General features: G+C 72.4%; 11 protein-coding genes. 8 read left to right on the top strand and 3 right to left on the bottom strand.

Going from position 1 to position 14632, the window contains the following annotated elements; translation table 11 throughout:
• Positions 1-204: 204 nt before the first annotated feature.
• The 3 genes from OG948_RS50620 to OG948_RS50630 all read left to right on the top strand — a co-directional run bounded on the left by OG948_RS50620 (position 205) and on the right by OG948_RS50630 (position 4053).
• On the top strand, positions 205-1047 hold the full coding sequence (locus OG948_RS50620; RefSeq protein ID WP_331771826.1) for an amidohydrolase family protein: 843 nt from the start codon (positions 205-207) through the stop codon (positions 1045-1047).
• Positions 1044-2165 carry an LLM class flavin-dependent oxidoreductase gene (locus OG948_RS50625; protein WP_331771827.1) on the top strand — a complete coding sequence of 374 codons (1122 nt, stop codon included), beginning with the start codon at positions 1044-1046 and terminating at the stop codon, positions 2163-2165. The genes OG948_RS50620 and OG948_RS50625 overlap by 4 nt, the downstream gene beginning before the upstream one ends.
• Before the next feature lie 94 nt (positions 2166-2259).
• Positions 2260-4053: a helix-turn-helix domain-containing protein gene (locus tag OG948_RS50630; RefSeq protein WP_331771828.1), complete on the top strand. Its 1794-nt coding sequence runs from the start codon at positions 2260-2262 to the stop codon at positions 4051-4053.
• Between the two features lie 222 nt (positions 4054-4275).
• Here the strand turns inward: OG948_RS50630 and OG948_RS50635 are convergent, their stop codons facing one another.
• Positions 4276-5832: a GMC family oxidoreductase N-terminal domain-containing protein gene (locus tag OG948_RS50635; protein WP_331771829.1), complete on the bottom strand. Its 1557-nt coding sequence runs from the start codon at positions 5830-5832 to the stop codon at positions 4276-4278.
• Between the two features lie 82 nt (positions 5833-5914).
• Positions 5915-6730, bottom strand: coding sequence for a sugar phosphate isomerase/epimerase (locus OG948_RS50640; RefSeq protein ID WP_331771830.1), 816 nt, complete (start codon positions 6728-6730; stop codon positions 5915-5917).
• Between the two features lie 396 nt (positions 6731-7126).
• Here OG948_RS50640 and OG948_RS50645 point away from each other — a divergent pair, with 396 nt between their 5' ends.
• On the top strand, positions 7127-7909 hold the full coding sequence (locus tag OG948_RS50645) for a glucose 1-dehydrogenase (protein ID WP_331771831.1): 783 nt from the start codon (positions 7127-7129) through the stop codon (positions 7907-7909).
• 338 nt (positions 7910-8247) lie between these two features.
• Here the strand turns inward: OG948_RS50645 and OG948_RS50650 are convergent, their stop codons facing one another.
• On the bottom strand, positions 8248-9192 hold the full coding sequence (locus OG948_RS50650; RefSeq protein ID WP_331771832.1) for a helix-turn-helix domain-containing protein: 945 nt from the start codon (positions 9190-9192) through the stop codon (positions 8248-8250).
• 320 nt (positions 9193-9512) lie between these two features.
• Here OG948_RS50650 and OG948_RS50655 point away from each other — a divergent pair, with 320 nt between their 5' ends.
• The 4 genes from OG948_RS50655 (at position 9513) to OG948_RS50670 (ending at position 14603) form a co-directional block, all read left to right on the top strand.
• A complete protein-coding gene (locus OG948_RS50655; protein WP_331771833.1) occupies positions 9513-11606 on the top strand; it encodes a SpoIIE family protein phosphatase in 2094 nt (697 codons plus the stop codon).
• Between the two features lie 442 nt (positions 11607-12048).
• A complete protein-coding gene (locus OG948_RS50660) occupies positions 12049-13134 on the top strand; it encodes a hypothetical protein (RefSeq protein ID WP_331771834.1) in 1086 nt (361 codons plus the stop codon).
• A 31-nt stretch (positions 13135-13165) separates the two neighbouring features.
• A complete protein-coding gene (locus tag OG948_RS50665; RefSeq protein ID WP_331771835.1) occupies positions 13166-13705 on the top strand; it encodes a hypothetical protein in 540 nt (179 codons plus the stop codon).
• Between the two features lie 109 nt (positions 13706-13814).
• Entirely contained in the window at positions 13815-14603 is a 789-nt protein-coding gene (locus tag OG948_RS50670) for an SDR family oxidoreductase (protein WP_331771836.1), read from the top strand.
• Positions 14604-14632: the final 29 nt, after the last annotated feature.

The following is a 14632-nucleotide window of genomic DNA, read 5'->3' on the forward strand; positions in this document are numbered from 1 at the left end:
CGCGCGGGCGGGCGGCGGCCGATGGCCGAGCGGACCGGGCCTCTCCGCCGGCCTCGGTGTTTCGCGTGGTCGGCCACGCGAATGCCCCGAGATCGTGGGTTGCCCGTTGATCCTGCGACCGGGCACGGCTAGCGTACCCATTCGACATTCGGTGTCGAATATTCGACACTCTTCGCAGGAGCTTCGTTGCGGGAGGTACGCGCCATGGCACGGTCCGACTCCGGCTTTCGCGTTCTCGACTGCCACCACCATGTCGGTGATGCGCACGGCACGCCCGAATCGGAGGCCGCGACCCGCCCCGGCGCCGCCGGTGATCGCGCGACGCGCCTGGCGACGATGGAGCGCAACGGGATCCACGAGGCCGTCGTCATCCCCGGGCATGGATACCTGCGGCCGAACGGGGCGGCCGACACCCGTTGCGTCAACGACGCCATCGCCGCCTACCGCGACGCGGCGCCCGACCGGTTCCCTGTCGCGATCGGTGTCACCGAGCCGCTGCACGGCGCGGCGGGGCTCGCCGAGATCGACCGCTGCGCCGACGAACTCGGCCTGCGCGGCATCAGCGTGCACGCCCGCTTCCACGGCGTGCCCGTCGGCTCCCCGCTCGTGCGCGCGATCGTCGAACGTTGCGGCGAGCGCGGCCTGGCGCCGTTCGTGCACGCACTCGGCGAGACACCGGACGAGGCGCTGTGGCAAGTGCGGCAACTGGCTCGGGACTTCCCGGATCTCACCATCCTGGCCCTGGACGCCTTCTCGACCTTCGAACAGGTGCGACAGGCGCTCCCGGTGGGGGAGTCGGCGCCGAACCTGGTCTTCGACACCTCGCTGGCCTACTCGTTCGATCTGATCGAGCCCTTCGTGCGCCGACACGGTGCACACCGGCTGGTGTTCGGCACCGACCTGTACTCCGCGCCCCTGGGCTACCGGCGCACCCACCTGCTCGGCCAAATCCTGGACGCCGACCTCCCCGACACGGACAAACAGCTCATCCTCGCCGACAACGCGCGCCGGATCCTGGGCCTGGACGATCGGGAGGACTCACGATGAGGTTCGCGACCGGCACGACGGTGCGCGACTTCGACGACTACGCGGCCTGGCTCGCCGTGGCCGCCGACTGCGGATACGCCATGCTCACCACCGGCGACTCGCAATCCTTGTGGGCCGACCCCTACGTCTGTCTGACCTTCGCCGCGCAGCGCACCACCACCCAGCGCCTGGCCGTCACGGTCTCCAACCCCAGGACGCGCCACCCGGCCGTCGCCGCCTCCGCCGCCTCGGCCCTCCAGCAGATCAGCGGAGGTCGGTTCGTGCTCGGCATCGCCTCGGGCGACTCGGCGCTGCGCAACATCGGCGTGCGCCCGGGCACGGTGGACGAGACCGAGGCGTACGTGCGCGCCGTCCGCGCTCTCACCCGAGGCGAACCGGCCGACTGGCGGGGCATCGAACTCGTCCAGCGCTGGGCGCCCGCCGGCACCCCGGTCTGGATGGCCGCCGAGGGCCCGCGCACCCTTCGCGCGGCCGGGCGCTGCGCCGACGGCGTCATCCTCTCCAACTCGCTGACGCGCGAGGCGTATGCCCGCAACCTCGGGCACATCGCGGCGGGCGCGGCCGAGGCCGGTCGGGACGTGGCCGACATCGAGATCTGGTGCATGGCCAACGTCGTCCCCGCCCGTACCGAGGAGGAGGGGATCCGGCAGGTGCGGTCGGTCCTCGCCGGCACCGCCAATCACGTGTTCCGGTTCACCACCGAGGGCAAGGGATTGCCGTCGTCGCTGGTGCCGAAGGTGAACGAGCTCAAGCGCCGCTACGACTCGGCGCACCACGCGTCGCCCGAGACCGCCGGTCACAACGCGGCGCTCGTGGACGAGTTGGGCCTGACCGGCCGGCTCGCCGGACACTCCACCGTGGCCGGCCCCATCGGGTACTGCGCCGAGCGCCTCGCCGAGATCGAGGAGTCGGGCATCGACAACGTCATCGTCGCCCAGTTCGTCCCGGAGCCGTTGCGCTTCATGCGCGAGTTCGCCGACGAGGTCGTCGCCCGCATGTCCCGACCCGACCCGACCCGGGCCGGCGTACGTCGAGCGAGCCACGCGGCGAACGGGGCCGGCGGGTGGCTCGATCACTCTCGTCGCACGCTCGGTGATCGAGCGTACGCACCGCCGTGACCTGCGACCTCGTTCCCTCGGCTGTGCCTATTCTGGTCCCCGCGCAGCGCATCGGAGGACCGAATCGGTTCGACTCCACAGAGGTGACCCCCACGTGACGACCCATCCCCGCAGAAGCCTCGGTCGGGTGCTGGAGGACTTCGGCTCCACACTCCTCGATCTGATCCACGGCGACGCGGACGCCGTGGAGGAGATCGGCGGGGTGGTCATCCACGACCCGTACGACGAACCGCAGTACCCACCGCACGCGGTCGTCCTCGGCGCCGCCGTGCACGGCCCCGCCGAGATCGCCGGTCTCCTGCGCACGCTGGGCACCCACGGCGTCGCCGCCCTGATCGTGCGCGGGCCGGTCGAGCCCGACCCCGCGGTCGAGCGCGCCGCCGCCGGGGCGGGGGTGGCGCTGCTGGCGTTGACCCGGGGCGCGTCCTGGGCGCAACTCGCGGCGATGCTCCGCACGTTGCTCACCGAAGGCGATGTCGGCGAAGCCGGCACGCAGACCCTGGGCGGCGTGCCCTCCGGCGACCTGTTCGCCCTGGCGAACGCCGTGGCCACGCTCCTCGACGCCCCGATCACCATCGAGGACCGCCGCTCGCACATCCTCGCCTTCTCCGGCCGCCAGGACGAGGCCGATCCCTCGCGCGTGGCGACCATCCTGGCTCGCCGAGTACCCGACACGTACCTGCGCATTTTCGAGGACCGCGGCGTCTTCAAGGAGCTGTACCGCAGCCGGGAGCCGATGTTCATCCCCCCGGTGATCCTGGACGGCGAGGCCGCGCTCGCCCGTACCGCGATCGTCGTTCGGGCGGGCGACGAGATCCTCGGTTCGATGTGGGCCGCCGTCCGGGAGCCGCTCAGCCCGGAACGCGCCGGAGCCTTCGTGGAGGCGTCCAAGCTCGTGGCTCTGCACCTGTTGCGGCACCGAGCCGGTACCGACGCCGAGAACCGATTGCGCGCGGACCTGGTCACCACCGTGCTGGAGGGCGGCCCCGGCGCCGTCGACGCACTCGCCCGTCTGGGACTGGGGTACGAGCCCACGGTGGTGCTGGCGCTGGGCCTGGCCCACGGCCACGGCGAGGACCACACCCAGTCGACGGCCGAACACCAACGCTTGACCGGGGCCCTCGCGATCCACCTCAACGCCGTGCAACCGCGTTCGGCCGTCGCCCTCCTGGGCGACACCGCCTACGCCGTCCTCCCGGCCCCCGGCGACCCGGCCGCCGCGTGCGAGCGCGCGGTGCAGATCGCCACGAACTTCCTCGACCGCACCGGCGACCGGGTCAAGGCGCTGATCGGCATCGGGACGATCGCGCACGAACCCGCCGCACTGCGGCGCTCACGCACGAACGCGGACCGCGCGCTGCGGGTGCTGGCCGGCGGGCAGGTGAAGCAGCGGGTCGCCTCGATCACCGACGTCTACATCGACGCGCTGCTCCTGGAGATTCGCGACCTCGCCGCGGCCAACGGCGACGAACTCGTCGGTCCGCTCGCCCGGCTCGTCGCCTACGACGCCAAGCACAACACCAACCTGGTCGACACGCTGCGGGCGTGGCTGGACGCGTTCGGCGACGTGACCTCCGCCTCGGCGAGCATGTTCGTGCACGCCAACACCTTCCGGTACCGGATGCGTCGGATGGCCGAGGTCGGCCGGATCGACCTCCAGGACCCGTCGGCGCGCTTCGCGATCACCCTGCAACTGCGGTTGATGAGCCCGCAGCCCGGTGACGGGCCCCCGGCCTCGTTCTCCGCCCCGCCTTCGGCCCCGTCCGATGGCGTCACGAGAGCCGAACCCGGTGCCGCCCCTCCGCCCGAGCCGGCCCGGACGACACCCGCACCCGCGGACCGGTGCGGACCCGTACCCGGACGCCACACCGGATGGCGGACACCATGACCGTCGCCCGCGCCGGGTGATCAACACCGCGAGCATGTCGAGGAGTTCGTCGCCCCGCTCACCCGGACGGCGGGGCGCTGATCCGGTGCGACACGCTCGAAGCCGACCGGAAATCGCCGACCGCGGACGCCGATCACCCGACCACGCATGGGTGACCGGCGCCGGGCGCCGGAGTGGTGCCGACCCGCGACCGCTCCGCGGACGATCTGCTCCGCCGTCGCGCTAATCGGACGCCGCGATCAACTCCGCGCCCAGCTCGCCCAGTGCGGTCGCCAGCAGGTGGGTGTTGGCACGCGGCACGGTCGGCACGACCGAGGCGTCCACGATGTGCAAGCCGTTCAGGCCGTGCACGCGCAGGTCCGCGTCGACCACGCCGGCCGCCGGATCGGTGTTGATCCGGCAGGTGCCGACGCCGTGGTAGAAGGCGTAGTGCGAGGCGGCGAAGGACGGGCACAGCACATCGTCGGGCATGTCCGACACACGCGGCGCGGCGTCCGGATCGAGCGCGAGGCCGGAGGCGGCCACGACGCGCGCGGCCAGGCGCACCCCGATCGCCAGCCGTTCCAGGTTGTCGCGGTCGGTGGTGAACGGCCAGGAGATCCGCGCCGGGGCATCCGGCGCGGCGCCGGTGGGGACGATCGAGCCGAAGCCGTTGGGCAGTTGCAGGGCGACGCTGATCTCGATCTCCCGCGTGCCGTCCGGATTGCGCCGGGCGACGGGGGTCAACTGGAGGTCGTGGGTGCGTCCCCGGTCCGGACGGGCCGTGGCGCGGGCGATCGTCTGCAGCGTCGGTCCACCGTCGGGCACCGCGTCCGGTCGGACCGCCGCCCGATAGGACACCACCATGTGATCGCTCAAGCCGCGGCCGACGGCCGGGAGCTCGTGCACCGGCTCGATGCCCAGCCCGGAGATGCCGTGCGCCGGTCCCACGCCGGAGCGCCACAACAACAGCGGGTTCTGCACGACGCCCGCGGACAGCACGACCCGGCCCGCGTATATGCGTTCGCCGTCGGCCAGTTCGATGCCGACCGCGCGGCCGCCGGTGAGCAGGACGCGCCGTACGTGGGCGTCGCCGCGTACGGTCAGATTCGGGCGGGCGCGTGCCGCGTCGAGGTAGGCGACCGTGTTGGACACGCGTCGGGTGCCACGCCGGTTCATCGGGATCGGGCCGACCCCGGTCGATCCCGGACGGCTGTGGTCGGCGCACAACGGCAGCCCCTCGGCCAGGCATCCGTCGACGAAGCCGCGCTGCAACGGGCTCCAGTCGGCCTCCGGGTGCCGCACGATCGGGATCGGTCCGGCGTCGCCGTGGTGGGGCTCGTCGCCGAAGTCCAGGTCGTCTTCGATCCGGTTGAGGTAGGGCAACATCCGCTCCCACCGCATTCCCTCCGGCCACGACGCGAAGTCCTCCGGCTCAGGGCGCATCGCCACCGCGCCGTTGGTCGCCGACGAGCCCCCGACACCGCGCCCGCGCGCGTAGTTGAGCATGCGCCCCGCGGTGGAGGCGACCTTGTCGCCCCAGTTGTACGGCCAGGCCACCGGCCGCGACAGATGCCGCAGTTCGTCCGGCATCGTGTCGGCGCGATGGTCGGGACCGGCCTCGACCAGCAGGACCGTACGATCCGATCGCTCGGACAATCGGGCGGCCAGGACACATCCGGCCGAGCCCGCGCCGACCACGACGACGTCGAAGGTGCCCGGACCGCCGTCGGGGGATCGGCCGTCGCGCGTGGACGCGGTCGCGGACTGGGGATCGGGCTTCGGTCGGCCGGCTGACATGGGCGACTCCTCCACTTCGGTGACTGCGGACTCGACTGTTTCGTTCAAAGGGACAGGGTTGTTCGGGGAGCGTCGGCCGGGCCTACGCGGCGTGCGCCGCCGTCTCCCAGGCCGCGCGGGTCGCGGCGAGGGTGGCCTCGGCGAACGTGTGCAGGTCGGCGGTGCGCCAGTCGTCGGCGAGCAGTTCGACGCTCACCACGTCGTCGTAGCCCTTCGCCGCGAGCGTCGCGCAGAACCGGTCCAGGTCCAGGACGCCTCGGCCCGGGAGGACCCGGCGGTGCATGGACTCGTGGTGCGTGTCGTCGGTCACCGGCGCGGGCGCGTCCGCGAACTGCACGAAGCCGATGCGATCGAGCGGCAGCGCGACCAGGTCCGCCCACGTGCTCGGCCCCCGGAAGAAGTGCCAACTCTCCACGACCAGGCGCAGATTCGGATGCGCCACCCGCTCCCACAGGCGCAGCGCCTCGGGGATCGAGTCCACGTGCCGAGTGGGCAGGAACTCCACCGACAGGCCGACGCCTTCCTCGGCCAGGGATCCGGCGCACCGGGCGGTATTGGCCACCACCGCGTCGTCGATCTCGCCGGTGACCACACACAGCACCTGTTCCGGGCGCAGTACGCGCGCCACCCGAAGGATCTGCTCCAGGCTGCGCAGCGTCCTGGTCTCGTCCGCGGAGATCGACAGCGAGACCAACTCGTGGCAGGGCAGATCGTGCCGCCCCAGGTGGGCGGCGAGTTCGCTCACCGGCAGGCCCTCGCGTTCGTGCGCGAGCACGGAGAGGAGGTCGAGCCCGATGTGGTCGTAGCCGGCCGCCGCGGCGGCGGCGATCTGCCGCGGGAGGGACGGCGGCAGTCCGTAGTAGGTCGAGTGGTTGAAGGTGTTGAAGCTGTAGCGCATCGCATCCTCACGTGCCCTTCGGTCGGCTCGGCCTGCCGGGTGGACGGTCGCATCTTGTGAGGCCATCATAACCATGATAGCCATGAAACAAGACGGGCCCCGGAGTAGGCCGTCGCCGCATCCCCACGGACGAGGAGTCCCGGCATGGCCGCTTCCGAGTCGTCGCCCGCGGCCCGGTCGCCCTCGGGCAGCTCATCGAGCTCCAGTGGCACGTCCCCGGGACGCCCTGGCCACGGGCCGCACTGCCATCGACGCGGCAGAAGCCATGCGGCACGAGCCATGGGGCAGAAGCCATCGCCACCGTCCCGCCGCCACTGCCTGCGCTTCGGGCTCGGCCCCGGCTCCCGCCCCGGCCTCCGCCATCTCCATCCGCCATCGCCATCCGAAGGGGTCCCCATGTACGACCTGCAAGGAAAGGTCGCGCTCGTCACCGGCGCCGCGCAAGGACAGGGAGCCGCCGAGGCGCGTCTGTTCGTCGCGTGTGGCGCCTCGGTGATGCTCGCCGACGTGCTCACCGAGCAAGGTGCCGCGCTCGCCGAAGAACTGGGCGACAACGCCGCCTTCGTGACCCTCGACGTCAGTGACGAGCACGCCTGGGCGGCCGCCGTCGCATTGACCGTGGAGCGCTTCGGCGGCATCGACATCCTGGTCAACAACGCCGCGGCGATGCGGATCATCGCCCTCGAGGACGAGACGGCCGACGCCTTCCGGCGCATTCTCGACGTCAACCTGCTCGGCCCCTTCCTCGGCATCCGGGCCGTCGTTCCGCACATGCGGGCCGCGGGCGGCGGGGCCATCGTCAACATCGCCTCCGTCAGCGGCATGCAGGCGCAGGCGTGGGCGTCCGCGTACTCCGCGTCCAAGTGGGGACTGCGCGGCCTGACCCGCACCGCGGCCGTGGAACTGGGCGAGGCGGGGATCCGGGTCAACGCCATCGTGCCCGGCACGATCCGTACCGCGATGCTCCCGGCCGACCGCAGCGGTTCCGCGCAGGACACCCGGTTCGCGCGACTGCCGCTGGGCCGCGTCGGCGAACCGGACGAGATCGCGCACATGGCGGCGTTCCTGGCCTCGCCTGGGGCCTCCTACGCCACCGGCGCCGACTTCACCGTCGACGGCGGCCTCCTCGCCGGCCCGACCCCGGCACCGCGGCCTTCCGCCCCGATGACCTTCCACTGACCCACCAGGCACCGGAAGGACCGGCCGGCACGGCGACCTCGAGCAGTACCCGGAGGAACACGGCATCGACACCCGCGCCGTGTAAATCGGCAACGCCGCCCGCCAACCGCTCACGAAGTGTGCGGAACGACCGCGCGAGACGCCTGTAGCCGCCCGCACGGTGCGGCTACAGGCGCGAAAGCCGAGGCCGTGCTCCCGAGCGAGGACCGACGCGAGGCCGGACCCGGCGGCCGATCCGTGCGCGCGTCCGCGTGCGCAACGGCTCGCGCGCACGGATCGGCCGCGTGCCGGGCGGCGTGGGCGTCCCCGTTCGGGGCGATGCGCCGTGCGCTCGATCCTCAGGAATCGACCGTGCCCCGGGGGAAGTCGCGCGGGGGTGTTCCCCGTAGGTTGTGTGTGATCGTGCGGGACGCGGCGAGCAGGCGGTCGCCGACCGCCCGGATGCCGGCCGGGTCCAGGTCGGCCCATACGTACACGCTGATGTTCAGCGCCGTGACGCCGGCACCGGTGAACGCCGGGGCGGACATGACACCCACGGGGTAGGTGCGGGCCTCCTGGAGGTCGTCGTCGAGGTAGTCGATCGTGCCGATCTCGTGCAGGAGTTCGGTGACGGCGGGGCGCCCGCGCGGCGAGAGCGAGTCGAGTTCGACGAGCAGTGCGCGCAGGCGTCGGGAGGCGGGCGTGTCGCTCTCGACGGTATAGCCGCGTCGGCGGACGGTGGCGAGCACGGCGCGGAAGCGCCGGGTGCGCGCGGGATCGGCGTGTGGGGCGCGAGCGAGCCAGCGCGCGATCTCCGGTTCCCCCTCCCACGCGACCAGTCCCGGGCCGAACGGCGGGGCGAACGGGATGCGTTGCCCGACGCGCACGACGTCTGCATCGGCGTCGTCGCCGTCCACGGCGAGGTGACTGCCGACCACGATGTGCTCGCCGCTGGGGTAGCCGGCCGTCACGGCCATGCCCAACTCGCGGACCAGTGCAGCCAGTTCGCCCTCGGCGGCGCGGGCGACCGGTACGCCGGTCTCGGCCGCGCGGCCGAGCGCGATCAGCGCCGGGCCCGGGGTGAAGGTCTTCTCGACGGGATCGCGGACCACCCAGCCGGCGCGTACCAGCGAGGCCAGCACGGCGTGGCACGTGGCGCGGTTGAGCCCGAGCCGACGCACCAGTTCGGCCACGGTCGCCGGTTCGCCGGGGCGGGAGGCCAGGAACTCGGTGACGGCGACGACCCGGTCCGTGGGCGGGGACGGGATGGCCGACCACTGCTCGCGGTCCGGTGCGCTGTTCATCACGTGTCCGTTCTTCGAGGCCTCGATCCCTCGACGGCGGAGCGGGCCGCCGGGTGCGGGGCCGTGGGCGGTAGAGGTGGTGGCAGGGCACGGCTACCGGAGCTGCCCGACAACAATGCTGCTCGACACTGATCGTCGACTATTCGTCACTCTATCCGGACGGGCGGCGCCATCCGGGGTCACAGGCGGTCGGCGGCATCCGGGGCGCGGTGCGGTTTTCGGTCGAGAGCGTGATCCACCTCGATACGGACCCGTGTGTGGGGTCGGCGCCAGTGGGCGATACTTGGCAAATCGACCTCGGAGTCCGGAAGGATCGACGGGTGACGGAAGACGGTCACGGTGCGCTTCCCTTCGAGCTGCCCGCGGACTGGGCGAGCCCGCTGGCGCACGCCGTCTTCGATCAGGGCGCGATGCTCCTCGCGGCGGTGGATCCGGATCTGCGGGTCGTCGCCACCAACGCCACCGCCGAGCGCTTCCCGCAGATCCCGATGGGTCCCGGGGACGACATGGCCGCCGTCTTCGCCGCCCTCGGCCTCGAATACCTGGTGCCGGTGCTCGGGCGGGCGCTGTCCCCGGCGGGACCGCTCCTGCGCAGGTGGCAGATGGTCGCCGCACGTACCGCGGGCGGGAAACTGCTGCACCTCACCATCGGCGTCCTGCGCATCGAGCGCGCGCCGGGCTCGACCCTCGGCCTGCTCGTCACCGTGAACGACATGACCGATCTGGTGCGCTCCGAATCCCGCTTCGAGGTGGTCCGCGAGGCCGCCCAGACCATCGGCGACTCGCTGGATGTCGCCCAAACGGCCCAGCAACTCGCGGACCTGGTGGTGCCACGACTGGCGGACCTCGCCGCCGTGCACCTCGCCGAGGCGGTCGTCGCCGGCGAAGAGCCCGCGGTCGACCCGACGACCGGCTACACGCCCGAGGTCCGGGCCGGGGTGGCCTTCGCGGGTGACGCGTGGCCCGGGGAACTGGTCCAGGTCGGCGAACGGCTGCCCGTCCCGCCGGACATCCCCTCGGTACGGGCCATGGAGGGCGGGGCCACCCTGCTGATCCCGCGACTCGAGCCGGCGCCGGGCGACTCCGCGGTGCCCGCGAACGCGCACAGTCTGCTGGCCGTACCGCTGTTCGCGCGCGGCCACTCGCTCGGCAGCGTGCAACTGTGGCGCACCGAGCGCCCGGATCCGTTCGACGAGAACGATGCCCGCCTGGTCGAGGAGATCGCCTCGCGTGCCGCGCTGAGCGTGGACAACGCGCGCCGCTTCACCCGGGAGCACAACGTCGCGCTGGCCCTGCAACGCAGCCTCCTGCCCGAGGAGGGCAGCGACGAACCGGCCGCCGAGACCTTCGCGGCCTACCTGCCCACGTCCTCCTCGGCCGGGATCGGGGGCGACTGGTACGACACGATCCCGTTGTCCTCGCTGCGCCTGGCCTTCGTCGTCGGTGACGTGACCGGGCACGGCCTGCAGGCCAGCGCGACGATGGGGCGCCTGCGTACCGCCGTCCAGGCGCTCGCCGACATGGACCTGCCGCCGGACGAGCTGCTGACGCATGTGGACGACCTGGTCCAGCGGTTCCCGAACCGGTCCCATGGTGCCGAGGCGGTGTCCGGCGCCACGTGCCTGTACGCGGAGTACGACCCCGTGACCGGCCGCTGCCGGATGGCGTCCGCCGGGCATCCGCCGCCGGTGGTCCTCGCCCCCGACGGACGTGCGCACTTCGTGGAGCTGGAGGCCGGTCCGCCGTTGGGGGTCGGCGGCATGCCGTTCGAGATCGCCGAGATCGAATTGGCGCCGGGCAGCGTACTGATCCTCTACAGCGACGGCCTGCTCAGCGGGCCCGACCACGATCTCGGCGCGGGCATGCGGCGCCTCCTCGATCGTCTCGAACACACCGACGCCCCGCGGCAGGATCTGGCGAAGATCGGGCGCGACCTGCTCGACCCGGCGGTGGTCGGCTCGTGCGACGACGACACCACCCTGTTGCTGGCCCGGGTCCGCCCGCTGCCCGACGAGGATTGCGTGGTCTGGGAGTTGCCCGTCGATCCCGCGCACGTGGCACGGGCCCGTGACCTGACGACCGGACAACTCGCCGCCTGGGGGCTGGAACACCTCGTGTTCACCACCGAACTGGTCGTCAGCGAACTGGTCACCAACGCGATCCGCTACGGCGAAAGCGGCCCCATCACGCTGCGGCTGATCCGCGGCCGGGATGTGTTGATCTGTGAGGTCTCCGACCCCAGCAACACCCAACCGCGCCTGCGCCGCGCGCACAGCACCGACGAGGGCGGCCGCGGTCTGTTCCTGGTGGCCCAACTCACCCGCAGGTGGGGGAGCCGCTACGAGCAGTCCGGAAAGACGATCTGGGCGGAGCAGGGAACCGTACCGGTCGAGGAGGCTTGGGACTTGGACTGAACGGGTCGTCCGTTGCCGGATCGTCGACGGGTCGCGGGTGCGCGACCGACGGCGCATGTGGGTCGACATCCGGCGTGACCCGGTCGGTGCGGCGGCGACGGCGCGCGGTCGACGAGGGTGACGAGACCGCGCCGACCGCCGTGGCGACGGCCGGGCACACGTCGATCCCGATCCCGCGTGGGTGCGCACGCGCTTGGCCCGTCCGGGCCCCGTCGCCGCACGCCCTGCGGCCCCCGAAGACGCCCTTTGTTCGAGAGTTGGGACGATCACATCGGATTTTCGAACGATTCTCTTGTGTGTGACGGGTCGTCGGCCTACCTTCGGCGGTGGTCGGCCGGTGGCCATCCGGGGTGTGCGTCGCCTGTGCGGGAGTGTCGCCCCGAGCCGCTGTGACCGCTCCCGGGTCGGGCCCGCGACCTCGCCACACGATCGAAGGAATGCGATGGCAGCAGACGCCGAAACGTCCGACCGCGACACGGCTCCCGCGGTGATCCCACTGGCCGACGAGAGCCCCGAGTCCCTGTACGCACTGCTCGCCGAACGCGGGTGGGGCGACGGACTTCCGATCGTCGCGCCGACCCCGGGGCGCGTCGACGCGATGCTTGCCGACTACGACGGCGACCCCGACGAGGTGATCGGCGTCCTGCCGCCGCGCCTGGGCGAGGCGACCGCGCGGGTGCTGGCCGCGAACGCGGTGATGGCCGGATGCCCGCCACGGTCGCTGCCGCTGCTCGTCGCCGCGGTGCGGGGAATGTGCGCGCCCGAGTTCAACCTGCGTGGCGTCAACTCCACCACACACCCGGTCTCGGTGATGGTCGTCGTGCACGGGGAAGCGGTGCGCCGCTGCGGCTTCAACGCCGGCACCGGCACCCTCGGCCCGGGCAACCGCGCCAACGCCACTCTCGGCCGTGCGGTGCGCCTGGCGCTCATGCACATCGGCGGCGGCACCGCCAAGGGCGTCGGCGACGAGGGCCTGGGCGACGCGGCGACCCAGGGCCAGCCGTCCAAGTACACCTTCTGCCTCGCGGAGAACGCCGAGACCAGTCCGTGGCCGACCTACCCGCGCTCGCTGGGCCTGGACGCGCCGAGCGCGGTGACCGTCGCGGGCATGGAGAACCCGCACAACGTGCACGACATGGAGACCCGGAACAACCCCGCGCCGATTCTGGACAAGGCCGCCAGTGTCATGGCGACGTTCGGCACGAACAACGCGGTCGTCTCCAGTGCCGAGTACTTCGTCGTGGTCGGCCCCGAACACGCCGCGACGCTCGCGGCGGCGGGCTGGGCCCGCCAGGACGTGCAGGCCTACCTGTTCGAGAAGGCCCGCCGCCCCGCGGGCGAGTTCCGCGCGCACTTCACCGCCGCGCTGTGGCGTCCGTGGATGCGCGCGCTCGGCGACGACGACCTCCAGCCGATGACCGAGAGCCCGGACAACATCCGCGTCCTGGTGGCCGGCGGCCCGGGCAAACACTCGCTGGTCGTGCCCAGTTGGGGACTGACCCGCAGCGTCACCGTCCCGCTGGCCTGATCATCCGAGCCCTTCCCACGGAGCCGCATCCATGAGCGTCACGATCATCGACCCCACCGGCCACGTCGGCGAACCCGCCAAGCGGCTCGCACCCGGCCCGGACGTCCTCACCGGCAAGCGCATCGCGGTCCTGGACAATCTCAAACCGCACGCCGGCCACATCCAAGGGGTTATCGCCCGCCTGCTGGCCGAACGCACCGGCGCCACCGTCACGTTGGAGATCGCCAAGATCAGCGCCGCGCTGCCCGCCGAACCGGAGGTGATGCAACGCATCCTCGAGAGCGCCGACGTGGTGATCACCGGTTCCGCGGACTGCGGCTCGTGCACGTCCTGGAGCAGCCACGACACCGTCGAACTGGAGCAACTGGGCATCCCCACCCTGCTCCTGGCCACGGCGGGCTTCACCGAGATCGCCCGCCAGGTGTGCTCGTTGTACGGACTACCGCAGGCGCGCGTGCTCACCGTGCGCGGCCCGCTGGGCGGTTCGACCGACGCCGAACTCGACGCGATGGCCGCCGAAGCCGTCGACGACGCGCTGTTCCTGGCCACGACCACGCCCACCGCCCCGTGAACGGCCCCGCATACGCCGAGTCTCGTATCCGGCCGTGCGCGCGGCTTCGCGCGCGGCCCCGTGTTCGGCTGCGCACGGTGAACGGGACGGCACGCGGGAGGGGGAACCGATGGCTGTAGAGATCGACCTGGCGGGCCGTGCGGCCCTGGTCACCGGTGCCGGGGCCGGGATCGGGCGGGCCGTCGCGGTCATGCTGGCGAGTGCGGGCGCGGACGTCGCGGTCGTGGACATCGACGCCGACGGCGCGGCGGAGACCGCGGGGCTGGTGCGCGCGACCGGGCGTGGGGCGATCGCGCTGGTCGGCGACATGACGGTGCCGGACGACGTCGAGCGCACCGTACGGGCCGCCGCGGGCGAACTCGGCGGCCTGCGCATCGCGGTCAACAACGTGGGCATGATGGCGGGTCACCCGGCGGTGCCCTTCCTCGACTGGACCCCGCGGGCGATGCGCGATGTGGTCGCCGGGAACCTGCTCGCCACCGCGTACTCCTGCCAGGCCCAGGCCCGCGTGCTCGGCCGCGGCGGCGTGATCGTCAACGTCAGCTCGGGCGAGACCACCCGCCCGGCGCCGCTCACCGCGCTGTACGCGGCCGCGAAGGCCGCGGTCAACCACCTGACCGGGACCCTCGCGATCGAGTTGGCGCCGCTGGGCATCCGGGTCAACGCCGTCGCGCCCGGCACCACCTTGACCCGCGACGTCGAAGCGGCGCTGACCCCCGAGTACCGCCGCGCGCTGGAGACCTCGATCCCGCTCGGCGGCCTGTCCGATCCGCAGGACATGGCCCGGCTCGTACTGCTGCTGGTCTCCGACTTCGCGGCCCACACCACCGGCCAGTTCGTGCTCTCCGACAAGGGCGCGTTCCTCTCCCGCAACCGCCCCGAACTCACCGTGGACTGATCCGCGAGCGTGCGCGTCGACGATCGTTC

The organism is Embleya sp. NBC_00888, assembly GCF_045207655.1.
Taxonomy (GTDB): Bacteria; Actinomycetota; Actinomycetes; order Streptomycetales; family Streptomycetaceae; genus Embleya.

Bases quoted from the DNA above. Each gene is read 5' to 3' on its own strand.
- OG948_RS50635 (WP_331771829.1), bottom strand. From the start codon at position 5,832: ATGTCAGCCGGCCGACCGAAGCCCGATCCCCAGTCCGCGACCGCGTCC.
- OG948_RS50625 (WP_331771827.1), top strand. From the start codon at position 1,044: ATGAGGTTCGCGACCGGCACGACGGTGCGCGACTTCGACGACTACGCG.
- OG948_RS50665 (WP_331771835.1), top strand. From the start codon at position 13,166: ATGAGCGTCACGATCATCGACCCCACCGGCCACGTCGGCGAACCCGCC.
- OG948_RS50660 (WP_331771834.1), top strand. From the start codon at position 12,049: ATGGCAGCAGACGCCGAAACGTCCGACCGCGACACGGCTCCCGCGGTG.
- OG948_RS50620 (WP_331771826.1), top strand. From the start codon at position 205: ATGGCACGGTCCGACTCCGGCTTTCGCGTTCTCGACTGCCACCACCAT.
- OG948_RS50640 (WP_331771830.1), bottom strand. From the start codon at position 6,730: ATGCGCTACAGCTTCAACACCTTCAACCACTCGACCTACTACGGACTG.
- OG948_RS50650 (WP_331771832.1), bottom strand. From the start codon at position 9,192: ATGAACAGCGCACCGGACCGCGAGCAGTGGTCGGCCATCCCGTCCCCG.
- OG948_RS50670 (WP_331771836.1), top strand. From the start codon at position 13,815: ATGGCTGTAGAGATCGACCTGGCGGGCCGTGCGGCCCTGGTCACCGGT.
- OG948_RS50645 (WP_331771831.1), top strand. From the start codon at position 7,127: ATGTACGACCTGCAAGGAAAGGTCGCGCTCGTCACCGGCGCCGCGCAA.